The sequence below is a fragment of the Pseudomonas sp. X4 genome, assembly GCF_040784925.1.
GTDB classification, from domain to species: Bacteria; Pseudomonadota; Gammaproteobacteria; order Pseudomonadales; family Pseudomonadaceae; genus Aquipseudomonas; species Aquipseudomonas putida_Z.
On sequence record NZ_CP160798.1, the window covers coordinates 859,412 to 881,564 of the forward strand.

Consider the following 22,153-nt stretch of genomic DNA (forward strand, 5'->3'; position numbering starts at 1 on the left):
CGCTCCCACAGGATCACCACAGGACTTGAGCACAGTGGTACCCCTGTGGGAGCGGGTTTACCCGCGAAAGGGCCGGCACAAACAAAAAAGCCACCTGCAGGCAGGTGGCTCTCTTCCATTCATACAAATCCCTTCACGCGGTTGCCAAGGCCTCCCGCCGCGCATGCCGCTTGCTGGTAATCACCCCCAGCACCAGGATCACCAGGGCCAGCGCCAGGGTCAGCGATACCTCCATGCGGTGCTTAGGCATGACGAACATGGTGCCCAGGGCAAAGATGATGAAACCGATCACTGCATAGGTCAGCCATGGGTACAGCCACATGCGGAAGGCAATCTCGACATTCTGCCGCTGCAGGATGGCGCGCATGCGCAGTTGCGAGAAGGCAATCGCCAGGTACACCAGCAACGCGATCGATCCGGAACTGGCCAGCAGGAAGGCAAACACCTCGGCCGGGGCAAAGTAGTTGACGATCGTCGCCAGCATGCCGATCAGCGTGCTGCCGATCACCGCCGCACGTGGTACGCCCACCTTCGAGGTGCGCTGGATGAAGCCTGGCGCATCACCGCGCTTGCTCAGCGAGTAGAGCATCCGCGACGAAATGTAGATCGACGAGTTCAGGCAGCTGGCCACCGCCACCAGTACCACGATGTCCACCAGTTGCTTGGCGTAAGGAATGTTCATGATTTCCAGCGCCCGCTGGTACGAACCCTGTACTGGCAGCAGCGGGTCGTTCCACGCCACCACCGAGATGATCACGAAGATCGACAGCAGGTAGAACACGCTGATACGCCAGATCACCGAACGGGTGGCCTTGGCGATGTTGCGCGCCGGGTCTTTCGATTCGGAGGCGGCGATGGTGACCGCTTCGGTGCCCAGGTAGCTGAACATGGTGGTCAGCAAGGCACCGATGATCGCGGTCCAGCCATTGGGCATGAAGCCGCCCTGCTGCTCCAGCAGAAGTGGCAGGCCACTGACTTCACGCCCCGGCAATACGCCGGCCAGGGCTGCGGCGCCCAGGGCGATGAAGGCGACGATGGCGATGACCTTGAGCATGGCGAACCAGAACTCGAACTCGCCGTATTTGGCCACGCTGAACAGGTTGGTGGCGGTCAGCAGCACGGTCATGCTCAGGGCGAAGAACCAGGCATCGATGTGCGGGAACCAGTTGTTGAGCACCACGCCGGCGGCAATGGCTTCGATGGGAATCACCAGCACCCAGAACCACCAGTACAGCCAGCCGATGGTAAAGCCGGCCCAGCGGCCGATGGCGCGGTCTGCGTAGGTGGAGAACGAGCCGGTATCGGGGCTGGCGACGGCCATTTCCCCGAGCATGCGCATCACCAGCACCACCAGCGCGCCGGCCAGTGCATAGGCGACGATGGCTGAAGGGCCGGCCGCCGCAATGGCGTGCCCGGAGCCGATGAACAACCCGGCACCGATCACCCCGGCGATGGAGAGCATGGTCACATGGCGTTGCTTGAAGCCTTGCGCCAGCTGATTGCTGGCGCCACTCGCGCTTGTCATTGTCATCCTGATCCCTGCTTTTGTTTTCTTTGTGGGGGGGACGTGAAGCTCCTGGATCGAAACCCAGCGTGGATGAGCTTCGCGCCCGGTCACGGTACGCCAGCGAGGGGGCGGTCAAGTTGCCTGGATCCGCCACGGACTTGACCATAAGGGACATCGGCTCCTTTGAAAGGCGCATGGCAGAGCCTTCTATGCGACAGGGGATGTCGTTCGGCATACCGAGTGAACGATGACAGCGGCCAGCGGGTCAGCTGCTTACACTTCACGAGGAGGCCTTGCCATGCTCGATATCCATTCCGCGACGGCATCGTCGCAGCACAATGTTCATGGGCTGGAACGGGTCAGCTCGCTGGCCGGGGGGGCGCTGATGTTCAGCAAGGGGATGCGCCATGGCGGCCTGGTCGGCTTGCTGCAGATGGTGGTGGGAGGTTTGGCGGTGGCCCGAGGGGTCAGCGGGCATTGTTCGACCAAGGCCTGGTGGCAGCGGCATCGCCAGGAATACCAGCGGTTGCGTGCGGACATCGAGCGCAGCGCGGCGGAGCTGGAGGCGTTGCGGGCCAGTGCCGACGCGGCGACGCAGGGGGTGACGGTGACCGGGAAGGATCCGTTGGCTGGCAGTTGAGTTTTGCACTGCCTGTGCCGGCCCTTTCGCGGGTGAACCCGCTCCCACAGGGACCGCACCGTCTTGAGGGCAATACATTACCTGTGGGAGCGGGTTCACCCGCGAAGAGGCCGGTACGGGCGAAAGAGGTGCTCAGTGCAACGCCTTGCTCTGCAACACCTCGGAGCGCCGCCCCAGCACGTTCTCGCTGATCTGTATGAAGTCTTCGGTGCTGACGCTGGGCAGGCGCATCAGCCCGCGCGCCACATCGTCCAGCGAGCGTTTGGCCTGGGTGTGGATGCGGATTTCCTTGTCCAGCGCCTGCAGCAACATCACCCCCCGCGCCACCTGCGCCGGGGTGGCATGCTCGCCTTTGAGCCGGGTGACCTTGGCGCCCTGCTTGCTCAGGCGCGCCTGCCAGGCCTGGTAACGGTCGTCACTCACCCCGCCCGAGCGGCGCAGCAACTCGCTGGCGTAGTAGTCGGTCAGGCTTTCCACCAGCCAGTCACTGCCGTCACGCCCATGGATCTGCGCAAACAGTTGCACCACTTCGCGCAGCAACGGGCTGCTGCCGTTCTCGCTGACCATAGGCCGGGCACTGTGCAGGTACAACGAGCCCTGCGCGGCCATCGCCCCGCGCCACATGCCGTCGCGGGCACCGACCAACAGCAGCTTAGGCGGGTTGCGCGGGAACACCGCCTGCAATTGCGGCCAGACAAAGGTCAGCAAGGTCAGGTTGTCCATGCGCCGCATACCCTGCCCCACCGGTGCGGCCACGGTGACCTCGGTTTCGCCCAGGCGGGCGCGGCGGCTACCCAGGTCGCCGGCGAGCATCCAGCCGGTAGGGCGGTCGAACAGGCGCGAAACGTTATCGATGCGGAACTTGTCCTTGCCGATGCGCGGCCAGGAGGTCTCGATGCTCTTCCAGCCTTCGGGCAGGTCGAACGCCAGCCGCGCCACCAGCTCGGTGCCATCCTGTTGGTCGAGGCGCGCAGGCGGTACCAGCTGGTCGCCGAGGAACAGCGCCCAATGCGGGGTGATGCGCGACGAATAGGCGCCGCTGCCGCGTTTCTGGTCCAGCTGCACGCGGTAGCTGAGGCTGGTCTTGCCGGCCGCCGGTTGCCACACGCCGCGCTGGCCCTGCAGTTGCCATTGGCCATCAGCCTGGAAGCCGCTGTAGGCCCCGGCCTTGCCCAGGTCGAAGTCCAGGCTGCGCACGGCACTGCCTTCGGCCAAGGTGAGGCGAACCTCCGCCTGGCCACTGGCCGGCAACAGGCGCACCTGGTAGTCGAGGTCGACCTTTTTCGCCCAGGCCGGCGAACTGGCCATCAGGCCAAACAGCAACAACAGCTGGCAACGCATACAGAAACTCCTTGTTTCCCCGTGGCAGCGGGCCGCGCCGGTCAGCTGGCGCGGAAGATCAGGTGGTCTTCCCAGTCGTCTTCGTGCACATCGTGTTCACTGAGCATGCGCCCCGACTGGGAAATGCGCTGTTCATGGACCTGCTGGCGATCGCCGCAGACCAGGTGGTGCCAGGCCGGCAGGTCCTTGCCCTCGCTGACCAGGCGGTAGCCGCAGGTGCTCGGCAGCCACTTGAACTGGTCGGCCTTGCCCGGGGTGAGCTGGATGCAGTCAGGTACCTGGGCGAAGCGGTTGGGGTAATCGCTGCACTGGCAGGTGTGCAGATCCAGCAGTTTGCAGGCGATGCGCGTGTAATAGACGCTGTTGTCGTCCTCGTCCTCGAGCTTTTGCAGGCAGCACAGGCCGCAGCCGTCGCACAGCGACTCCCACTCTTGCGGGCTGAGTTGTTCGAGGGTCTTGCGCCGCCAGAACGGCGCGTTTTCAGCGATCATGACACGGGTTTCCTGCATTCATCTTGGGGCCACGGCGCGCGGCGGCGCCAGTCTAGAGCCTGGCCTTCGGCAAAGCCAGACCGCTTGTCAGTCGCGACGCGACGCAGTAGCGTGCGCGTTTCCCGTCCTTTTGCAGGAGCAGCCATGAGCGCCCCCCCCCGCATTGCCGATTACGCCATCAACGAGCAATTCATCAACCGCTGGTCGCCACGTGCCTTCACCGCCGAGCCGATCAGCGAAGAAACCCTGCTGAGCTTCCTCGAAGCCGCACGCTGGGCACCGTCGGCGTACAACTCGCAGCCTTGGCGCTTCCTGTATGCCCGCCGCGACACGCCGAACTGGGAGCGCTACCTGAACCTGCTGGTGCCGTTCAACCGCAGCTGGGCGCAACAGGCTTCGGCGCTGGTGCTGGTCATTTCCAAGACCACCTTCGCGGCACCCGGTGCCACTGAAGAAAAGCCGGCGCTGTGGCACACCTTCGACACAGGTTCCGCCTGGGGGCACCTGGCCCTGCAAGCCAGCATCAGCGGCTGGCACACCCATGGCATGGCCGGCTTCGACCAGGAACTGGCGCGTCAGGAGTTGAAGATTCCGGAAGGCTACGTGCTGCATGCCATGGTGGCGATTGGCAAGCTGGGTGACAAGGCTAGCCTGGACGAAGCCCTGCAGGCGCGTGAAGTACCGAGCCCGCGCAAGCCACTGAGCGAGCTGGCTGCCGAGGGTGATTTCAGCCTGTAAGCCTTGCATTGGCTGTACCGGCCTTTTCGCGGGCTCGCCCGCTCCCACAGGTACAACACACCCTTCGAGGGCGGTGCAATACCTGTGGGAGCGGGCAAGCCCGCGAAGAGGCCGGTACAGGCACTATAAAATCAATAGCCCCGGGCGAAGTCCACTTCACCTCGCAACCCCTGCCCCGCCACATACGCCCGCACATTCTCGACAAACAACCGCACCATCGCCGCCGGCGAGGTGGGCGCCGAGCTGTGCCCGGTCAGCAGCAAGCCCCACGCCGTCCAGAACGGGTGCTGCCTGGGCAACGGCTCCTGCCGGCAGACATCGATCACCGCCCCAGCCAGGTGCCCTTCCTTCAGCGCCTCGACCAGGTCAGCGTCGACCACCGCCGCCCCACGCCCGGCATTGATGAACAGCGCCGTGGGCTGGAAGCACTTGAACAGTGCCGCGTCATACAGGTCGTGGGTGGCCGGGGTATCCGGCAGCAGGTTGAGCACGTAGTCGACCTGGCCAACCATGCGCGGCAGGTCGGCCAACGCCGCTACCTCGACGAACGGCGCCTGCTCGCGGGCGCTGCTGGCAACGCCATACAGCACCACGCCAAACGCCTGCAGGAACTCGGCCACCCGCTGGCCAATGTCGCCAGTGCCGACGATCAGCACCTTGCGCCCTTCCAGGGTACGCCCCGGGCGGTCGTCCCAACGCCGTTCGACCTGGCTGACCAGGCGCGACAGCACCTCGCGCTCATGGCCGAGCATGTAGGTGAGCATGTACTCGGCCATCACCTGGCCAAAGATGCCCACGGCGCGGGTCAGGCGATAGTCGCGCGGCAGGCCCTCGGCCAGCAGCGGGGTGATACCGGCCCAGGTGGACTGCATCCAGGCCGGCTTGTGGCCCTGGCGCAGCAGGCTTGCCAGCAGGTCCGGCTGGCCCAGCCACACCGGGCACTGTGGCGCCTGGCCGGCCAGTTCGGCGGAGTCGCCGCTGGTCAGGATCTCCAGCTCTGGCGCGGCTGCGCGCAAAATCTCGGCGTATCGAGCATGATCATGCTCAGCAATCAGTACTCGCATGATCAGGCAGGGTCGTTACGGCGCAGCAACTCTTCGGGCAGATGCTCGATGTAGTCGTCTTCCGGCGGCGGCATCTGCAGGTGGTAACCCTGGTTGTCGAGGTTTTCCAGCACCTTGGCGATATCCTCGCGGGCCAGCTTGCGCTCGGGGGTAAGCACCAGGTCGAAGGCGTGCACGGGGGTGCCGAAGAACGGCAGCAGGCCTTCGGGCACGCGCTCCAGGCCGTCGGCCTTGAGCACGTACAGGTACATTTCGTTCTTGCGGGGGCTCTTGTAGATAGAGCAAATGCGTTTCATCGGGTCTCTCCGGCGCCTGCCAGGCTGTCCAGCAGGGCCTGGCCCATGCGCTCACGGCGCCAGCCGCGCAGCGAATCGGGCAATTGATAGGGGCCATTGGGATAGCCGCTCTTGAGCAGCGCTTCCAGGGCTTTCTTGCGCAGCATCAGCTCGGGGGCAATGCCCAGGCGCTCACCTTCGGCCTGGCCGATGGCACGCAGCTGCTTGAGGATGCCGCTGGCCTCGATCGGCAAAGGCTCGGGCAAGGCCTGTGGCCATTGTTCGGCTGGCAGGCTGGCGGCACGCTTGATCAGCTGGATGAGGAACTCACCGTCCTGACGAATGGTGCGCGGATGCATCTCGTCGATCTTGGCCAGCGCCGACAGGTTGTTCGGCTGGCTCTTGGCCATGGGCCACAGCGAGTGCTCCTTGAGAATGCGGTTGCGCGGCACGTCGCGGTTGCGCGCTTCACGCTCGCGCCAGGCGCACAGCTCACGCAGCACTGCCAGTTGCTGGGGGGCCAGCTTCCAGGCCAGCTTGACGTCGCGGTACAGGCTTTCGGGCTCGACTTCGCGGCGCAATGCGGCCACCAGCTCGGCGCCGTCCTCCAGCACCCAGGCGTACTTGTCGTCATTCAGGCGCGGGCGCAACACGGTGAACAGCTCGGCCAGGTGCACGGCATCCTCGGCGGCATAGCTGACCTGGGTTTCCGAGAGCGGGCGTTGCAGCCAGTCGGAACGGGTTTCGCCCTTGGGCAGGTCGATCCCCAGCACTTCCTGCACCAGGCGCGAATAGCCCATGGAGAAGCCCAGGTTCAGGTAGCCGGCGGCCAGTTGGGTGTCGAACAGCGGCTGTGGCAGCTTGCCGGTCAGGCGCAGCAGCACTTCGAGGTCTTCGCTGCAGGCGTGCAGCACCTTGACCACGCCGCTGTCATCCAGCAGTTCGGCCAGGGGTTGCCAGTTACCGATCAGCAACGGGTCGATCAGGAAGGCACGCTGGCCATCGCCGATCTGGATCAGCCCGGCTTTCGGGTAGAAGGTGTCGACCCGCATGAATTCGGTGTCGACGGCGACAAAGGGCAGCTGATGCCAGTCGCGGCAGTGTTCGGCCAGGCTCTGGTCGTCACGGATCCAGTGTATTTCGATGGCCACGAGGCTCTCCCACTAACATTGGCGCGCAGTATATACGGCGCGGGCACTGCTGGTGAAACCCGGGCCATCCTTGATATCGATCAGCGGTGCTGTTGTGCGTGTTCAGTGCGCAATATCCGCAAGCTTCGCGATCCCTGTGGGAGATTGCCCAGCTCTTTGGGCCGCGCTGTCGCACAGATAACTGAATTCGCAAGCGATCCTCGTACCCTGTGGGAGCGGCTTTAGCCGCGAAGAATCCAACGCGGTGCATGGCACCGGCTGCGCCGGTGTTCGCGGCTAAAGCCGCTCCCACAGGGCTCTGCTAATTCAATGAGTTATGTGCAGTTCTATGAGAGCGGGCAAGCACAAGTATGGAACGCGCTTCGCCTCAGCGCTTGGCTGCCAGCCAAGGCCGGCAGCTGGCGAACATGTCCAGCGACTGCTGGTAGACCTCGGTGTGCACCTGCAACAGGCCGAGCATCGAGTGGAACAGGTTGTCCTGCGACAGCGGTGCATCGCTGAGCTTGGCCAGGCAGTCGGTGTCGACGCCGAAGTCCTCCTTGTAGCTGTCGGAGAACCAGGTCAGCAGCGGCACGTGCTTCTGCTGCTCGGGAGCGATTGCGTAAGGCGTGCCGTGCAGGAACAGGTTGTACTCACCCAGCGACTCGCCATGGTCGGACAGGTAGATCATCGCCGTGTCGACCTTGTCCTGCTTGCTGCGCAGGGTGTCGATCAACGAGGCCAGCACCTTGTCGGTATAGGCCAGGGTGTTGTCGTAGCCGTTGATAATTTCCTGCTCGCTGCACTGGTCCAGCGCGTTGCTCTGGCACACCGGGGCAAAGCGCTGGTCGGCGCCGGGGTAGCGCTTGAAGTATTCAGGCCCGTGGCTGCCCATCTGGTGCAGCACCAGCACGGTGTCCTTGTCGAGGTTGTCGATCAGCTCACCCAGGCCCTGCAGCAGGATCTGGTCATGGCATTCACCATCAGCGCACAACTGCGGGTCCTGGAGTTTGCTGACATCGATGAACTGCACGCGGTCGCAGGTGCCCTTGCAGCCCGACTGGTTGTCACGCCACTGCACCGCCAGGCCGGTACGCTGGAGGATGTCCAGCAACCCTTCGCGGTTCTTCGCCACGCGGGCATCGTAGTCCTTGCGCTTCATGCCAGAGAACATGCACGGCACCGAAACGGCGGTTTCCGTGCCGCAGGAGTGCACATCGGTGAACGCCAGCAGGCCCTGTTCCCTGGCAAGGTTCGGTGTGGTATCGCGGTTGTAGCCAAGCACGCCGAAATGGTCTGCCCGCGCACTTTCGCCCACCACCAGCACGGTCAGCGACTTGCGTTCGTGCTTTTGCCAGGCAGCATCACGCTTGGCATCTTCGCCATAATGCTGGAAGGGCCGCGATGCGGTACCGACGCGCTCGCTGACATAACCGATGGAGGCACCCACGATATTGCTGGGGGTGAGCATCAGCCGCAGTTCGTGGTGGTTGCGAAACAGCGACGACAGGCCCTGGTAGTTGACCAGTGCCACCGAGCCCAGGGCCACCACGCAGGCACCGCCAACCACCAGCTTGCCGAGCAGTTCACGGTGCCAGGCGCGATAGGCGATCGGCGCCTTCCACAACAGCACCGAAGGCACTACACCGAGGCCCAGGATATACAAGGCAAACTTCAACGAAAGCAGGTCACGCACTTCCGCCACGTTGGTTTCCGCGATATTGCGGAACATGCCCGCGTCAATAAGTACGCCGTACTGGTTCATGAAGTAAGCCACGCCCGCGCCACTCATGAACAACACGACAAGTATTGGCTTCAATACATAACGGAAGGCGAACAACGTAAGGATCAGGTTGAACGCGAACAGCATCAGCACGGCAAACGCCAGGCTCAGCCAAAGCCCCGGCAAACCGGGCGGCACGACCTGTTCAAGATGCTGCCAGAGGAAGACATTGAAGCCGATCAGCAGGTAAAGGCTGGCCAGCAGCGTGACCCATTCAGTCCGCAGGGATTTGAAGTTGAGCATCAGTGTTCGCAATCAAGAGTGATTATCAGCCCGAGGGCCTGCGCGGCACCGGGAAACTTGGCTGAACTCTAGAAAGCGTGCCATCAATATTTTGTGAAAAAGACGCCAACAAATTCGTGAGCAGGCGCCTTTTCTACATTAAAAGAAGTTCACTCAGCGCTTGTTCAGCCTGGCAGGCGTGCCTTGGCATACGGCTCGCGGTCGATGTCCAGCACTTCCACGCATAGCTGGATATCCAGCCCCGGTTGCTCGGGGATGGCCTCACGCAGCACATCCAGCAGGCTGGCGGACAGTTGCGTCTTCACCTCGGGCGAGCGCCCGCTGAGGATGGCCAGGCGCACATGGGCAAAGGCACGCTCGCCGGGCGCGGTGCCCACGCGAAACTGGCCGAAGGCCTGGGCGCGGCTCTTGATGTCGGCCTCGTCGGCGAACTGGCCACTGCCGACCAGGGCATGGTTCAGGCGCAGCAGCAGGACGTCGACGTTCAGCTCGCGCAGGTTTTCGCTGTATTCCAGGTTCAGGTGAGGCATGGCGCAGGTTCCGGGTCACGGGGAGATGCGACAGCCTACCCCAGTCCCCTACCTGCGCAAAGACGACTATCCTCAAAGGTCAGAACCATCCGCCAACCCCCGACAGAGGTGAAGAAATGCCAGTTCCGCATGATCTGCTCGCTGACCTGCACGTTACCGCTGATGCATTCCAGGCGCTCATGGACAAGGACCAGACGCTGCACTCACTGCACAAGGAATACAACGCCAAAGACAAAGAGGTGGTCGCCGCCGAAGGCAACGGCACCAACGACGAAGCCGTCAACCGCCTGCGCAAGGAACGGTTGCTGATCAAGGACAAGATCGAACGGATCATTCATCCGCCCAAATCCTGACAGGAATTCATTGAATCCACCGGCCTCTTCGCGGGTGAACCCGCTCCCACAGGTACAGCGCCAGACCTGAAGGCAGCGGAGCCCCTGTGGGAGCGGGTTTACCCGCGAAGAGGCCAGCAGCCCTCACATACCAGCCGCAGCCTTCAACGCCCCATCCAGGTCCTCGACCAGGTCGCGGTAATCCTCGATCCCCACCGACAACCGCAGCAGGTTCTCGCTGATCCCCATCACGCCCTTCTGCTCCGGGCTCAGCGAGCAGTGCGACATGCTCCAGGAGTGGTTGATCATGCTTTCCACCCCGCCCAGCGAGTCGGCCAGCACGAAGATCTGCAGCGCCTCCACCAGGCGGTTGAGCGCGGCGCGGTCGCCCTTGACCTTCATCGCCACCACCGCCCCGCCATTGCGCATCTGCCGTTTGCACAGCTCATGCTGCGGGTGGCTCTCCAGCCCCGGGTAATACACCTGCTCGATCTGCGCGTGGCTTTCGAGGAAGCGCGCCACCTGCAGGGCATTGGCACACTGGCGCTCCATGCGCACATCCAGGGTCTTCAGACCGCGCAGGGCCAGGTAGCAGTCGAACGGCCCCTGCACCGCGCCAATCGCCATGCTGATGCGGCGCAGGCGCGCCAACAACGCATCATTGGCAGCTACCACCACGCCACCGGTGAGGTCGGAGTGGCCGCCGATGTACTTGCTGGCCGAGTGCATCACCAGGTCCACGCCCAGGGTGATCGGGCGCTGGTTCCACGGCGAGCAGAAGGTGTTGTCGATGCAGGTGAGGATGCCCCGCGCCTTGGCCAGGTCGCACACCGCCTTGATGTCGACCAGGTGCAGCAACGGGTTGGTCGGCGATTCGATCCAGATCAGCTGGGTTTCCGGCTTGATGGCGGCGGCCACCGCCTCGAGGTCGTTGAGGTCGACGTAGGTGGTGGTCAGGCCCGAGGTGCGGCTGCGGTAGTCTTCCATGATGCGGAAGGTGCCGCCGTACACGCCGTTCATCACCACCACGTGGGCATCCTTGGGCAGCAGCTCCAGCACGGTGGCGGTGGCGTTCACACCCGAGGCGCAGGCGACCGCGCCAACGCCCTCTTCCAGGGCGGCGACACAGGTTTCATAGGCATGCCGGGTGGGGTTGCCGACGCGGCTGTAGGAGTATTCCGGCTTGTCGTCCAGGCTGCGCTTGGTGAACGAGCTGGCGGTGACGATCGCCGGGAAAATAGCGTTATCGGCGACGCTGAACTGCTCACCGGCGTGAATGGTACGGGTGGCGAAATTGCGCGGCTTGTCGGACATGGTCAGGCCCATTGGCAGAGTGAAAGCTGCAACTATCGCACAACCCAAATCTTCTGGCCTTGGGGTAATCTGTGAAATATTTTTCTCCACGGCCCACGCGCGATATGGACAGCTTCGACCAGCACATTCTCACCCTGCTTCAGCGCGACGCCTCGATCTCGCTCAAGGACCTGGCCGAGGCCGTAAACCTGTCTACCACGCCGTGCTGGAAGCGGGTCAAACGCCTGGAGGAAGACGGCTACATTGTCGGCCGTGTCGCCCTGCTCGACCCGGAACGGCTGGGGTTGGGGCTGACGGTGTTCGTCCAGCTCAAGACCCAGCGCCACGACAGCGCCTGGCTGGAGCAGTTTGCCGCGACCGTGACCGGGTTCGAGGAAGTGATGGAGTTCTACCGCATGTCGGGGGACTGGGATTACATGCTGCGGGTTGTGGTGGGGGATATTGCGGCGTATGACCGGTTTTACAAAAAGCTGATCACCAGTACTGATGGGCTGTCGAACATCACTTCCAGTTTTGCCATGGAGCAGATGAAGTACACCACGGCTTACCCGGTGAACCGTTCCTGATTCCTGTATGGCAGTACCGGCCCTATCGCCGGCAAGCCAGCTCCCACAGGTACGTCACAGGTTCTGAAATCTGTGCGGTCCCTGTGGGAGCTGGCTTGCCGGCGATAGGGCCCTTGCAGGCTACCTGTCAATCCGCGGCCAGCACCGCCGCAATCCGGTTCCCGGCCTTGGCTTTCTCGACCTTGATCGCCACGAACTTCGAGGTCGGGGTATAGGTCCCCTCGCCATAGCTTTCCAGCGGCACCAGCGGGTTGGTCTCCGGGTAATAGGCCGCCGCCTGCCCCTCGGGCACGTCATACGCCACCAGGCGGAAGCCCGACACCCGCCGCTCCACGCCATCCTCCCACAGCGACACCAGGTCCACATGCTCGCCCGGCTCGAAGCCCATCCGGCGGATGTCCACCTCGTTGACGAACACCACTTCACGCAGGCCGAACACCCCGCGATAACGGTCGTCCAGGCCATACAGGGTGGTGTTGTACTGGTCGTGCGAGCGCAGGGTCTGCAGGATCAGGTCGGGCTTGTCACCGCGCGCCAGTACCTTGGCATTCACCAGTTGCTCCGGCAGCTGGTGCGGGCTGAAGCGCGCCTTGCCTGTGGCCGTGCGCCAGGTACGGTCGGCGGCATTGTTGCCCAGGTGGAAGCCGCCCGGGTGCTGCAGGCGCTCGTTGAAATCGGTAAAGCCGGGGATCACATCGGCAATCATGCTGCGGATACGCCCATAGTCGGCAACTGCGTATTCCCAGTCGATTGGCTGCTTGCCCAGGGTCGCCTGGGCCATGCCGGCGATGATCCACGGCTCCGAGCGCAGGTGCGGCGAGCGCGGGCGCAGCTGGCCGTGGGAGATGTGCACCATGCTGAAGGTGTCCTCCACGGTCACGCCTTGCGGCCCGCTGGCCTGCATGTCGATTTCGGTACGGCCCAGGCACGGCAGGATCAACGCATCGCGGCCGGTGACCAGGTGCGAGCGGTTGAGCTTGGTGGAAATCTGCACGGTCAGCGCGCAATTGCGCATGGCCGCATGGGTGCGCGGCGTATCCGGCGTGGCCTGGGCAAAGTTGCCACCCAGGCCGATGAACACCTTGGCCCGCCCTTCTTCCATGGCCTTGATCGCCAGCACCGCGTTGTGCCCGTGGGCACGCGGCACGCGGAACTGGAAGCGTTTTTCGATGGCATCGAGCAGGGCCGCCCCGGGCTTCTCGTCGATGCCCATGGTGCGGTCGCCCTGCACGTTGCTGTGGCCACGCACCGGTGACAGGCCAGCACCGGGCTTGCCGACGTTGCCGCGCAGCAGCTGCAGGTTGACGATTTCCTGAACGGTCGGCACCGAGTGGCGGTGCTGGGTGACGCCCATGGCCCAGCACATGATTACCCGTTCGGCCTTGCGGTACATGCGCGCGGCCAGTTCGATCTCGGCCTGGGTCAGGCCCGATTGCTCGACGATGTGCGCCCAGGGCGTGGCATCCACGGTTTCCAGGTATGCGTCGATGCCACTGGTGTGCTCGGCGATGAAGGCATGGTCGAACACCGCCGGTTCGCCATTGGCCTGGGCTTCGCGTTCCCACTGCAGCAGGTACTTGGCAATGCCGCGCATCACTGCCATGTCGCCGCCCAGGGCCGGGCGGAAGTAGGCCGTGTTGGTTGGTTCGGATCCATTGCTGAGCATCTCGAACGGGTGCTGCGGGTGCTGGAAGCGCTCCAGGCCGCGCTCCTTGAGCGGGTTGAAACAAACCACCTGGGCACCACGCTTCACCGCTTCACGCAGCGGCTCGAGCATGCGCGGGTGGTTGGTGCCGGGGTTCTGGCCGATGACGAAGATGGCGTCGGCCAGCTCCAGGTCGTGGAACACCACGGTGCCCTTGCCCACGCCGAGGGTTTCCGACATGCCCACGCCGCTGGCTTCATGGCACATGTTCGAGCAGTCGGGGAAGTTGTTGGTGCCGAAGGCGCGGACGAACAGCTGGTAGAGGAACGCCGCCTCGTTGCTGGCCCGGCCCGAGGTGTAGAACTCGGCCTGGTCGGGCGATTCGAGTGCGCGCAAGTGTTGGGCAACCAGCGCAAAGGCTTCTTCCCAGCTGGTTTCCACATAGTGGTCGGTGGCCGCGTCGTAGCGCATCGGGTGGGTCAGGCGGCCCTGGTACTCCAGCCAGTAGTCGGTCTGCTCGGCCAGCGCACTGACGCTGTACCTGGCGAAGAATGCCGGGTCCACCGAGCGGCCGGTGGCTTCCCAGTTGACTGCCTTGGCGCCGTTCTCGCAGAACTTGACCATGTCGTTTTCCGGCGACTCGCCCCAGGCGCAGCCGGGGCAGTCGAAGCCGCCGTTCTGGTTGGTCTTGAGCATGGCCCGCAGGTTCTTGAAGGCATTGTCGCTGCCCAGCCAGCTCTTGGTCACGCTCTTGAGCGCCCCCCAGCCGGCGGCGGCGCCCTTGTAGTCCCTGATGTGTTGGTCCTGGCTCATGCGATGAATCCTCACGCTTCGATGCTTTTTTTCAGCCTATGGAGCGTGGGGTAGAGCCGTCCAATCGAAAGATCTTACGGGGTGATAGGCGGTTTCGATCACGGGCTGGAACCGCGCCGCGGCCTTCGCGGGTGAACCCGCTCCCACAGGGCCACCACAGGTTTCGAGCCCTGCGCTTTACCTGTGGGAGCGGGTTTACCCGCGAATTGGGCGACGCGGTCAACACTTTGAAATACGTGGCCTGCAGCCATGATAGAGGCTATCGATCAATCGGTCGGACAAAGCAATTTGACGGCCCTGCGCCCAAGTTATAGCTTGAATCGAGTCCCTACCCATTCGAGCGCGAACGTGGAACAGAACAGCCGGGCCCTGATCGACGGCTTCAACCGGAAAATCGACTACCTGCGGATGTCGGTCACCGACCGCTGCGACTTCCGTTGCGTGTACTGCATGGCCGAAGACATGCAGTTCCTGCCGCGCCAGCAAATCCTCAGCCTCGAGGAACTGTTCCAGGTGGCCGAGCGCTTCGTCGCCCTCGGCACCCGCAAGATCCGCCTGACCGGCGGCGAGCCGCTGGTGCGCCAGGGCATCGTCGACCTGTGCGGGCGCATCGCCGCCCTGCCCGGCCTGCGTGAATTGTGCCTGACCAGCAACGGCTCGCAACTCGGGCGCCTGGCCCAGCCGCTGTTCGACGCCGGTGTCACGCGCCTGAACATCAGCCTCGACAGCCTGGACGCCGAGCGCTTCAAGCAACTGACCCGCACCGGCGACCTGCACCAGGTGATCGCCGGCATCGACGCCGCCCGCCAGGCCGGCTTCAAGCGCACCAAGCTCAACTGTGTGGTCCTCAAGGGCCGCAACGATCATGAACTGGTCGACCTGGTGCGCTTTGCCATCGACCGCGAACTGGACATCACCTTCATCGAAGAAATGCCCTTGGGCGTGATCAGCGAACATGAACGCGGCGAGTCGTTCTGCTCCAGCGATGAAGTACGTGCGCTGCTGGCCGAGCAGTTCACCCTGGTCGAATCGACCGAGTCGTCCCAGGGCCCGGCCCGCTACTGGCGCCTGGCCGAAGCCGCCAACACTCGGGTCGGCTTCATTTCGCCACACAGCCACAACTTCTGCGCCACCTGCAACCGCGTACGCCTCACCGTCGAAGGCCGCCTGCTGCTGTGCCTGGGCAATGAACACTCGGTGGACCTGAAGCAGGTGCTGCGCGCCCACCCCGGCAACCCCGAACGCCTGGAAAAGGCCATTCGTGACTCGCTGCACCTCAAGCCCTACCGCCATCATTTCGAAGTCGGTGGCGACGTGCAGATCCTGCGCTTCATGAACATGACCGGCGGCTAGGCAGCCGTCTCTGGATTTCCATGATCGTCCACCCCACCCCCGATGTGCTGCGTGTGCTGTTCACCCTCAAGGGTTCGATCGTCAAACGCATTGCCCTGCGGTGCCTGACGGTCACCCTGCTGGCCGCGCTGATCGTGTTGGTCGAGCGGCATTTCCCGGCGTTTTTCTACCCGGTCAGCGCCACCCCGTTCACCTTGCTGGGCCTGTCGCTGTCGATTTTCATGAGTTTTCGCAACAATGCCTGCTATGACCGCTGGTGGGAGGGGCGCAAGGCCTGGGGCAAGCTGATCATCGAAACCCGTTCGTTCGTGCGCGAAAGCCTGGTAATTACCGACGAAACCCTGCGTGCCGAACTGTTGCGCAGCCTGTGCGGCTTTGCCCATGCGCTGAATGCACGGCTGCGCAGCGAGGACGAACTGGCCGCCGCCCGGCCCTGGCTGGCCCGGCCCGAAGCGATCAGCCCGCATAACGTGTGCGACGCCATCCTGCGCGAAATCGGCGGGCACTGCTCGCGGTTGGCCGAACAGCAGCAGATCAGTGACTGGCGCTACAGCCTGCTGGAGCAGCGGTTGGTGGGCCTGACCGAAGTGCAGGCCACCTGCGAGCGGATCAAGGGCACACCGTTGCCGTTCCCCTACACGCTGTTGCTGCACCGCACCATCTACATCTTCTGCCTGCTGCTGCCGTTTGCCCTGGCCGAGCCGCTGGGCTGGCTGGCGCCGCTGTTCACCACCATCGTGGGGTACACGTTCTTCGGGCTGGATGCGATTGGCAACGAACTGGAAGACCCGTTCGGGCGCGATGAGAATGACCTGCCGACCGATGCCATGGTGCGGACCGTGGAGCGCGATGTGCTGGCGGGGTTGGGGGAACAACAGCTACCGCCGGCGTTGTTGCCGGTGGACCATGTATTGAGCTGACTGAATGCAGTGGCCTGCGCCGGCCCTTTCGCGGGTAAACCCGCTCCCACAGGGACCCCACAGGTTTCGAACCCTGCGCGGTACCTGTGGGAGCGGGTTTACCCGCGAAGAGGCCGGTACAGGAGAAAACTCAGCCCCGGCTTGCACAGGCCTCGATCGGCTTCAGGTGCTTGACGAAGTTGCACGGCCGGTGCCGCGCATCCAGCTGCTCCGCCAGGATGCCCTCCCACGCCGTACGGCAGGCCCCGGTGGAGCCCGGCAGGCAGCACACCAACGTGCGGTTGGACAGCCCGGCCAGCGCCCGGCTCTGCACGGTCGAGGTGCCGATATCGAGAATCGACAGGGCCCGGAACAGTTCGCCAAAGCCATCGATGCGCTTGTCCAGCAGGCACTCGACCGCTTCCGGCGTGCTGTCACGGCCGGTAAAACCGGTACCGCCGGTGATCAGCACCACCTGCACCTGCTCGTCGGCAATCCAGGTGGCGACCTGGGCGCGGATCTTGTAAAGGTCGTCCTTGAGCAACGCCCGCGCCACCAGGCGGTGGCCGATCTCCACCGAGCGGCTGGCCAGCAGCTCACCGGAGGTGTCGTTGTCGTAGGTACGGGTGTCGCTGACAGTCAGCACGGCGATGTTGAGCGGTACGAAGACCGCGTCGGGTTGGACGCGCACGGTGGGGCTCCTCGAGTGGCAGTGCCGCCACGCTAGTGGCATGGCCCGGGGGCGTCCAATCGATATGGCGTACCGACTGATCAATGACATCTATCGCAGACGTGGGTTAAGGTCTGCATAACCCGATACCAGGCACTTCCATGGACATCAAGCAGCTCAAATTCCTCATCGCGCTCGACCAGACACGCCACTTCGGCCAGGCGGCGGCGCTATGCCATATCACCCAGCCGACGCTGTCCATGCGCCTGCGCAACCTGGAGGACGAGCTGGACCTGGTGCTGGTCAAGCGCGGCCAGCGCTTCGAAGGTTTCACCGAGGCCGGCGAGCGCATCCTGGCCTGGGCCCGTACGCTGCTCGCCGCCCACGACGGCCTGCAGGCCGAGGCCGCCAGCTGCCGCGGCCAGGTGGTCGGCAGCCTGCGCCTTGGCACGGTGCCGCTGGCCAGCTTCAACCCCATGCACCTGCTGCTGCCGCTGCGTGAAAAATACCCCGAGCTGCACTTCCAGATCAGCTCGCTCAGCTCGGAACAGGTCATCGACGGGCTCAGCCGCAACCAGCTCGACCTGGGCATCTGCTACCTGGACCAGGTCAACACCAGCTTCTTCGAAGTGATCGAACTTGGCACCACCACCATGGGCCTGCTGCACGATACCCGGCACTTCAAGTTCACCAGCGACACCCTGCGCTGGGACGAGCTGGGCGACATTCCGCTGGGCCTGCTGAGCAAGGGCATGCACTACCGCCAGTCGCTGGACCTGAGTTTCCGCAGCCGTGGCCTGGAGCCGAATGCGGTACTGGAAAGCGACTCGAGCTTCCAGCTGATCCAGGCCATCAATACCGGCATGTGCTGCGCGGTCATGCCGCTGGGCTGCGGCCTGGAAGACCTGAGCGAGCACCTGCGCATCCTGCCGGTGGCCGACGCCGCCATCCACAGCCCTGTCGGCCTGCTGCTACGCCGCAGCGAACCGCGTTCGGCAATTGCCGAGCAGTGCTTCGATGAGGCGCGGGTATTGTTCACCAACGCCTGAGCCCGGCCCAGCAAGCAGAAAATTCCCACAAGCAACACAGAAGCTTCGCTAACGACAGTTCGGATTAAGCGCCTTTATCATCATCGCTTCATCGGACCCGCCGGCCGGCAGCGTATGCACAAGGCCTGCTTACTTCGTTAAAGGAGCTGACATGAACACTTCCACCAACCTGGCCTCATCGTTCTGGAGCATAGAAAACCTGGTGCCCTTGGCCGGCGTCGGCGCGCCAGTACTGCTTGGGCTGCTTTTGTGGTTTATCTACAGGCGAGCCGGTTCGCTGTACTTTCTTCGAGACCTCATCTGGCGCATCTTCGGTGGCACCACCGAATTCGACAACCAATCGCAGTTCGACACCCTGCGCAAGGAGCTACGGGAAATCGAGTACTTTCGCTATGAGTTCAACATCCCAGCGAAAAACCTGCACGAGGCCAACCTTGCCCATCGCTGGATCGTCGACAACGGCTTGGCCCCCGGCGACCTGAGCCGCAACCGCGCTTACATCGACTGGAGCGATTTCAACGCCCCCAGGTTCGCCACCGACAAATTTTCACCGAAGCGCTTCAGGTGTTTCATTGCACTGCTGGCCATACTGGGAGTACTGCTGGCCCCCTTGCCGATGGCAAACCAATCGCCGTACATGATGGTATGGCTGAAAAACGATCCGGACTCGCCTGCATTCTACCTGTCGCAACAGGACATCAAGTTTGAGATGTGGTTGCCGGATGACAAGCTGACGCTGGACCAGTGCCGGTCTTCGGAAAAACTGGCGCCCTTTACCCGCTACATGCCGGAAGAAAATCTGGACACAATCTGCTCGTTCTTCATGGCCCCCGACTACGCATTGGAAGTTGAAAAAGGCCTTAAGGGCCAGCGTTGGTTTCTGGCGGTTGTGTCCGCGATACTGTTTCTTGGCCTGGTGCTGGTGGTACTGAAGCTGTCACGAATGCAGCGCGCGCAAACCGTTTATAACCGCTTCACCGCGTCTACTACGCCGTAGCCTGGCGGTACTGGCGCGGGGTGAAGCCGGTCAGTTGCTTGAACTGGCGGCTGAAGGCGCTGTGGTCGGTATAGCCGCAGCACATCGCCACTTCAGTGATCGGCAGTTCCGAGTGCAGCAAACGGTGGGCGTGCTCCAGGCGCGCCTTGTGGATCATCTGCCGTGGCGTGAGGTGGAACACCCGCTTGCAGTAGCGCTCCAGCTGGGCCACGGAAATGCCGGCGATACGGGTCAGCTCGCCCATGCTGATCGGCTGGTGGAAATGCCGGCGGATATGCTCGTCCACCGCCGCCAGGCGCTGGTAGGCGGGGTGGCTGTCGGCGGCTGACTGCAAGTCGACCGAGATGCCTACCAGGCCGATGATCTCGCCGGCCTGGTTGTACAGCGGGCGCTTGTGGGTCAGGCACCAGCCAGGCTCGCGGCTGCCGTACAGGTGCAGCTCCAGCTGGTCTTCCAGCACCAGGCCTTCCTTGAGAACGCGACGGTCCTGCTCGGTGTAGCCGGGGCCCAGCTGTGCCGGGAACACTTCGGCACTGGTCTTGCCCAGCAGCGGTTGCAAGCGCTTGAGGCCACAGCGCTGGACCAGGGTGTTGTTGGCCAGCACATAGCGGGCGGCCGGGTCCTTGATGAAGATCGCGGCGTTGGGGATGGCGTCGAGGATCGGCAGCAGCAGGGACACACCGGCGAGCAGGGCCTCGAGGTTAGCGGGGCGGTGCTGGTCGAGGGACTGGTACAGGGTTGCCAGGGGGGTGTTGGCCATCTGCTCTATCTCGGTTTGCTGTGCCGGCCTCTTCGCGGGTAAACCCGCTCCCACAGGTATCTCCGCAGCTTTCGAGGGCTGCGCAGTACATGTGGGAGCGGGTTTACCCGCGAAGAGGCCGGCACAGCGAGTAAATGTCTACAACCCTTATGCGGTATGGCTTACAGCCTATCCACCGCCCTTCCATCCCACCACTGTTTTTTTGCAACTGTGCCGATTTCGTCATCCCCCCTGCAGAAAACCATCAAGAACCGCCGCCCCGATCGGTCCACTCTATGCCCCACGCAAGCCGCCCCAAGTCCTACAAGAGCGCGGCCCAAAAAGCCGCATCTCGTGACATCAGACCTGCCTATCCAATAACCAACAAAAAGGCGAACCCATGTCAGGCAAATTCAAAAAACAGTTGTCATTGCTGGACCTCACCTTCATCGGCCTAGGTGCCATCTTCGGCTCCGGCTGGCTGTTCGCCGCCAGCCACGTCTCGGCCATCGCCGGCCCGGCCGGCATCCTGTCCTGGTTCCTTGGCGGCTTCGCCGTACTGTTGCTGGGCATCGTCTATTGCGAACTGGGCGCCGCCCTGCCGCGTGCCGGGGGCGTGGTGCGCTACCCGGTGTACTCCCACGGCCCGCTGCTGGGCTACTTGATGGGCTTCATCACCCTGATCGCCTTTTCCAGCCTGATCGCCATCGAAGTGGTCGCTTCGCGCCAATACGCCGCCGCCTGGTTCCCCGGGCTGACCAAGGCCGGCTCCAGCGACCCGACGGTACTCGGCTGGCTGGTGCAGTTCGCCCTGCTGGGGCTGTTCTTCTTCCTCAACTACCGCAGCGTGAAAACTTTCGCCAAGGCCAACAACCTGGTCAGTGTGTTCAAGTTCATCGTACCGCTGCTGGTGATCGGCGTGCTGTTCACCTTCTTCAAACCGGAAAACTTCGAGGTCCAGGGCTTTGCCCCGTTCGGTCTGTCCGGCGTTGAAATGGCGGTATCGGCCGGTGGCATCATCTTCGCCTACCTGGGCCTGACGCCGATCATTTCGGTGGCCAGCGAGGTGAAGAACCCGCAACGCACCATCCCCATCGCGCTGATCCTCTCGGTGCTGCTGTCCACCGCGATCTACGCCCTGCTGCAACTGGCCTTCCTCGGCAGCGTGCCGACCGAAATGCTGAGCAACGGCTGGGCCGCGGTGACCAAGGAACTGGCCCTGCCCTATCGCGACATTGCCCTGGCCCTGGGTGTGGGCTGGCTGGCCTACCTGGTGGTGGCCGACGCGGTGATCTCGCCCAGCGGCTGCGGCAACATCTACATGAACGCCACCCCGCGGGTGGTCTATGGCTGGGCGCAGACCGGCACCTTCTTCAAGTACTTCACCCGTATCGACGCCGAGTCCGGCATCCCGCGCCCGGCGCTGTGGCTGACCTTTGGCCTGTCGGTGTTCTGGACCCTGCCGTTCCCGTCCTGGGAAGCGTTGATCAACGTGGTTTCCGCCGCCCTGGTACTGAGCTACGCCGTGGCCCCGGTCACCGTCGCCGCCCTGCGCCGCAACGCCCCCGACATGCCGCGCCCGTTCCGGGTCAAGGGCATGGGCGTGCTCGGCCCGCTGTCGTTCATCATCGCCGCGCTGATCGTGTACTGGTCGGGCTGGAAGACCGTGTCGTGGCTGCTGGCCCTGCAGATCGTGATGTTCGTGCTGTACCTGCTGTGCGGCCGCTTCGTGCCGACCCAGCACCTGTCGCTGGCCCAGCAAGTGCGCTCGTCGGCGTGGCTGATCGGCTTCTACGCGGTGACCATCCTGCTGTCGTGGCTGGGCAGCTTCGGCGGCCTGGGAGTACTCGGCCACCCGTTCGACACCGTGGTCGTGGCCGCTTGTGCGCTGGGCATCTACTACTGGGGCGCTGCCACCGGCGTGCCTGCCCACCTGGTGCGCCTGGAAGGTGAGGACGAAAGCGAAGCCAGCCATGAACCTCTGGTAGGCCAGCGTCCGGCTGCACTGGCTCCGTAACGGCTACTGGCCCTATC

The 22,153-nt window shown here is 63.7% G+C and carries 21 protein-coding genes; 9 read left to right on the top strand and 12 right to left on the bottom strand.

Annotated elements, in window-relative coordinates:
- Positions 1-133 precede the first annotated feature (133 nt).
- A complete protein-coding gene (gene gabP, locus ABX298_RS03670; RefSeq protein WP_025340219.1) occupies positions 134-1,531 on the bottom strand; it encodes a GABA permease in 1,398 nt (465 codons plus the stop codon).
- A gap of 274 nt (positions 1,532-1,805) precedes the next feature.
- On the opposite strand from gabP, the gene ABX298_RS03675 reads away from it, so the two are divergent.
- Complete coding sequence (locus tag ABX298_RS03675; RefSeq protein ID WP_075046031.1) at positions 1,806-2,147, top strand: DUF2892 domain-containing protein; 342 nt, start codon at positions 1,806-1,808, stop codon at positions 2,145-2,147.
- Between the two features lie 132 nt (positions 2,148-2,279).
- Here ABX298_RS03675 and ABX298_RS03680 read toward each other — a convergent pair whose 3' ends face one another.
- Together ABX298_RS03680 and ABX298_RS03685 are read right to left on the bottom strand one after the other, a co-directional pair.
- Complete coding sequence (locus ABX298_RS03680; protein ID WP_286100355.1) at positions 2,280-3,488, bottom strand: hypothetical protein; 1,209 nt, start codon at positions 3,486-3,488, stop codon at positions 2,280-2,282.
- Between the two features lie 41 nt (positions 3,489-3,529).
- Positions 3,530-3,979 carry a YcgN family cysteine cluster protein gene (locus ABX298_RS03685; RefSeq protein WP_025340222.1) on the bottom strand — a complete coding sequence of 150 codons (450 nt, stop codon included), beginning with the start codon at positions 3,977-3,979 and terminating at the stop codon, positions 3,530-3,532.
- Positions 3,980-4,123: 144 nt separating this feature from the next.
- Between ABX298_RS03685 and ABX298_RS03690 the strand changes: the two genes are divergently transcribed.
- Entirely contained in the window at positions 4,124-4,717 is a 594-nt protein-coding gene (locus tag ABX298_RS03690) for a nitroreductase family protein (RefSeq protein WP_367394093.1), read from the top strand.
- Between the two features lie 131 nt (positions 4,718-4,848).
- Here ABX298_RS03690 and ABX298_RS03695 read toward each other — a convergent pair whose 3' ends face one another.
- The 5 genes from ABX298_RS03695 to ABX298_RS03715 all read right to left on the bottom strand — a co-directional run bounded on the left by ABX298_RS03695 (position 4,849) and on the right by ABX298_RS03715 (position 9,742).
- Positions 4,849-5,781: a D-2-hydroxyacid dehydrogenase gene (locus ABX298_RS03695; protein ID WP_025340224.1), complete on the bottom strand. Its 933-nt coding sequence runs from the start codon at positions 5,779-5,781 to the stop codon at positions 4,849-4,851.
- Positions 5,782-5,783: 2 nt separating this feature from the next.
- On the bottom strand, positions 5,784-6,077 hold the full coding sequence (locus ABX298_RS03700; protein WP_015271354.1) for a YcgL domain-containing protein: 294 nt from the start codon (positions 6,075-6,077) through the stop codon (positions 5,784-5,786).
- Positions 6,074-7,207, bottom strand: coding sequence for a ribonuclease D (gene rnd, locus ABX298_RS03705; RefSeq protein WP_317409832.1), 1,134 nt, complete (start codon positions 7,205-7,207; stop codon positions 6,074-6,076). The genes ABX298_RS03700 and rnd overlap by 4 nt, the downstream gene beginning before the upstream one ends.
- 367 nt (positions 7,208-7,574) lie before the next feature.
- On the bottom strand, positions 7,575-9,212 hold the full coding sequence (locus ABX298_RS03710) for a phosphoethanolamine transferase (RefSeq protein WP_075046036.1): 1,638 nt from the start codon (positions 9,210-9,212) through the stop codon (positions 7,575-7,577).
- A 164-nt stretch (positions 9,213-9,376) separates the two neighbouring features.
- Complete coding sequence (locus tag ABX298_RS03715; RefSeq protein ID WP_075046037.1) at positions 9,377-9,742, bottom strand: 5-carboxymethyl-2-hydroxymuconate Delta-isomerase; 366 nt, start codon at positions 9,740-9,742, stop codon at positions 9,377-9,379.
- 116 nt (positions 9,743-9,858) lie between these two features.
- On the opposite strand from ABX298_RS03715, the gene ABX298_RS03720 reads away from it, so the two are divergent.
- Entirely contained in the window at positions 9,859-10,095 is a 237-nt protein-coding gene (locus ABX298_RS03720; protein WP_075046038.1) for a YdcH family protein, read from the top strand.
- Between the two features lie 123 nt (positions 10,096-10,218).
- Here the strand turns inward: ABX298_RS03720 and ABX298_RS03725 are convergent, their stop codons facing one another.
- Positions 10,219-11,400: a PLP-dependent aspartate aminotransferase family protein gene (locus tag ABX298_RS03725; protein ID WP_367394094.1), complete on the bottom strand. Its 1,182-nt coding sequence runs from the start codon at positions 11,398-11,400 to the stop codon at positions 10,219-10,221.
- A 92-nt stretch (positions 11,401-11,492) separates the two neighbouring features.
- Here ABX298_RS03725 and ABX298_RS03730 point away from each other — a divergent pair, with 92 nt between their 5' ends.
- Positions 11,493-11,954: an Lrp/AsnC family transcriptional regulator gene (locus ABX298_RS03730; RefSeq protein ID WP_015271359.1), complete on the top strand. Its 462-nt coding sequence runs from the start codon at positions 11,493-11,495 to the stop codon at positions 11,952-11,954.
- Between the two features lie 127 nt (positions 11,955-12,081).
- On the opposite strand, the gene ABX298_RS03735 is transcribed toward ABX298_RS03730, so the two are convergent.
- Positions 12,082-14,412 carry an FdhF/YdeP family oxidoreductase gene (locus tag ABX298_RS03735; protein WP_075046041.1) on the bottom strand — a complete coding sequence of 777 codons (2,331 nt, stop codon included), beginning with the start codon at positions 14,410-14,412 and terminating at the stop codon, positions 12,082-12,084.
- 348 nt (positions 14,413-14,760) lie between these two features.
- On the opposite strand from ABX298_RS03735, the gene moaA reads away from it, so the two are divergent.
- Complete coding sequence (gene moaA, locus ABX298_RS03740) at positions 14,761-15,765, top strand: GTP 3',8-cyclase MoaA (RefSeq protein ID WP_075046042.1); 1,005 nt, start codon at positions 14,761-14,763, stop codon at positions 15,763-15,765.
- A 20-nt stretch (positions 15,766-15,785) separates the two neighbouring features.
- On the top strand, positions 15,786-16,685 hold the full coding sequence (locus ABX298_RS03745) for a bestrophin family protein (protein WP_075046043.1): 900 nt from the start codon (positions 15,786-15,788) through the stop codon (positions 16,683-16,685).
- 130 nt (positions 16,686-16,815) lie between these two features.
- On the opposite strand, the gene moaB is transcribed toward ABX298_RS03745, so the two are convergent.
- Positions 16,816-17,355, bottom strand: a complete 540-nt coding sequence (gene moaB / locus ABX298_RS03750) for a molybdenum cofactor biosynthesis protein B (RefSeq protein ID WP_003259533.1) — start codon at positions 17,353-17,355, stop codon at positions 16,816-16,818.
- Positions 17,356-17,495: 140 nt separating this feature from the next.
- Here moaB and ABX298_RS03755 point away from each other — a divergent pair, with 140 nt between their 5' ends.
- Together ABX298_RS03755 and ABX298_RS03760 are read left to right on the top strand one after the other, a co-directional pair.
- A complete protein-coding gene (locus tag ABX298_RS03755; RefSeq protein ID WP_075046044.1) occupies positions 17,496-18,383 on the top strand; it encodes a LysR family transcriptional regulator in 888 nt (295 codons plus the stop codon).
- Positions 18,384-18,534: 151 nt separating this feature from the next.
- On the top strand, positions 18,535-19,380 hold the full coding sequence (locus ABX298_RS03760; protein ID WP_317409829.1) for a DUF6216 family protein: 846 nt from the start codon (positions 18,535-18,537) through the stop codon (positions 19,378-19,380).
- Here the strand turns inward: ABX298_RS03760 and ABX298_RS03765 are convergent.
- The gene (locus ABX298_RS03765) at positions 19,370-20,140 is read right to left on the bottom strand and encodes a helix-turn-helix domain-containing protein (RefSeq protein ID WP_367394095.1); all 771 of its coding nucleotides are present in this window, start codon (positions 20,138-20,140) and stop codon (positions 19,370-19,372) included. The genes ABX298_RS03760 and ABX298_RS03765 overlap by 11 nt on opposite strands.
- 379 nt (positions 20,141-20,519) lie before the next feature.
- On the opposite strand from ABX298_RS03765, the gene ABX298_RS03770 reads away from it, so the two are divergent.
- Positions 20,520-22,136: an APC family permease gene (locus ABX298_RS03770; protein ID WP_015271365.1), complete on the top strand. Its 1,617-nt coding sequence runs from the start codon at positions 20,520-20,522 to the stop codon at positions 22,134-22,136.
- Positions 22,137-22,153: the final 17 nt, after the last annotated feature.

Coding starts and splice junctions, on each gene's coding strand:
- gabP (WP_025340219.1), bottom strand. CDS start 1,531: ATGACAATGACAAGCGCGAGTGGCGCCAGCAATCAGCTGGCGCAAGGC.
- ABX298_RS03675 (WP_075046031.1), top strand. CDS start 1,806: ATGCTCGATATCCATTCCGCGACGGCATCGTCGCAGCACAATGTTCAT.
- ABX298_RS03680 (WP_286100355.1), bottom strand. CDS start 3,488: ATGCGTTGCCAGCTGTTGTTGCTGTTTGGCCTGATGGCCAGTTCGCCG.
- ABX298_RS03685 (WP_025340222.1), bottom strand. CDS start 3,979: ATGATCGCTGAAAACGCGCCGTTCTGGCGGCGCAAGACCCTCGAACAA.
- ABX298_RS03690 (WP_367394093.1), top strand. CDS start 4,124: ATGAGCGCCCCCCCCCGCATTGCCGATTACGCCATCAACGAGCAATTC.
- ABX298_RS03695 (WP_025340224.1), bottom strand. CDS start 5,781: ATGCGAGTACTGATTGCTGAGCATGATCATGCTCGATACGCCGAGATT.
- ABX298_RS03700 (WP_015271354.1), bottom strand. CDS start 6,077: ATGAAACGCATTTGCTCTATCTACAAGAGCCCCCGCAAGAACGAAATG.
- ABX298_RS03710 (WP_075046036.1), bottom strand. CDS start 9,212: ATGCTCAACTTCAAATCCCTGCGGACTGAATGGGTCACGCTGCTGGCC.
- ABX298_RS03715 (WP_075046037.1), bottom strand. CDS start 9,742: ATGCCTCACCTGAACCTGGAATACAGCGAAAACCTGCGCGAGCTGAAC.
- ABX298_RS03720 (WP_075046038.1), top strand. CDS start 9,859: ATGCCAGTTCCGCATGATCTGCTCGCTGACCTGCACGTTACCGCTGAT.
- ABX298_RS03725 (WP_367394094.1), bottom strand. CDS start 11,400: ATGGGCCTGACCATGTCCGACAAGCCGCGCAATTTCGCCACCCGTACC.
- ABX298_RS03730 (WP_015271359.1), top strand. CDS start 11,493: ATGGACAGCTTCGACCAGCACATTCTCACCCTGCTTCAGCGCGACGCC.
- ABX298_RS03735 (WP_075046041.1), bottom strand. CDS start 14,412: ATGAGCCAGGACCAACACATCAGGGACTACAAGGGCGCCGCCGCCGGC.
- ABX298_RS03745 (WP_075046043.1), top strand. CDS start 15,786: ATGATCGTCCACCCCACCCCCGATGTGCTGCGTGTGCTGTTCACCCTC.
- ABX298_RS03755 (WP_075046044.1), top strand. CDS start 17,496: ATGGACATCAAGCAGCTCAAATTCCTCATCGCGCTCGACCAGACACGC.
- ABX298_RS03760 (WP_317409829.1), top strand. CDS start 18,535: ATGAACACTTCCACCAACCTGGCCTCATCGTTCTGGAGCATAGAAAAC.
- ABX298_RS03765 (WP_367394095.1), bottom strand. CDS start 20,140: ATGGCCAACACCCCCCTGGCAACCCTGTACCAGTCCCTCGACCAGCAC.
- ABX298_RS03770 (WP_015271365.1), top strand. CDS start 20,520: ATGTCAGGCAAATTCAAAAAACAGTTGTCATTGCTGGACCTCACCTTC.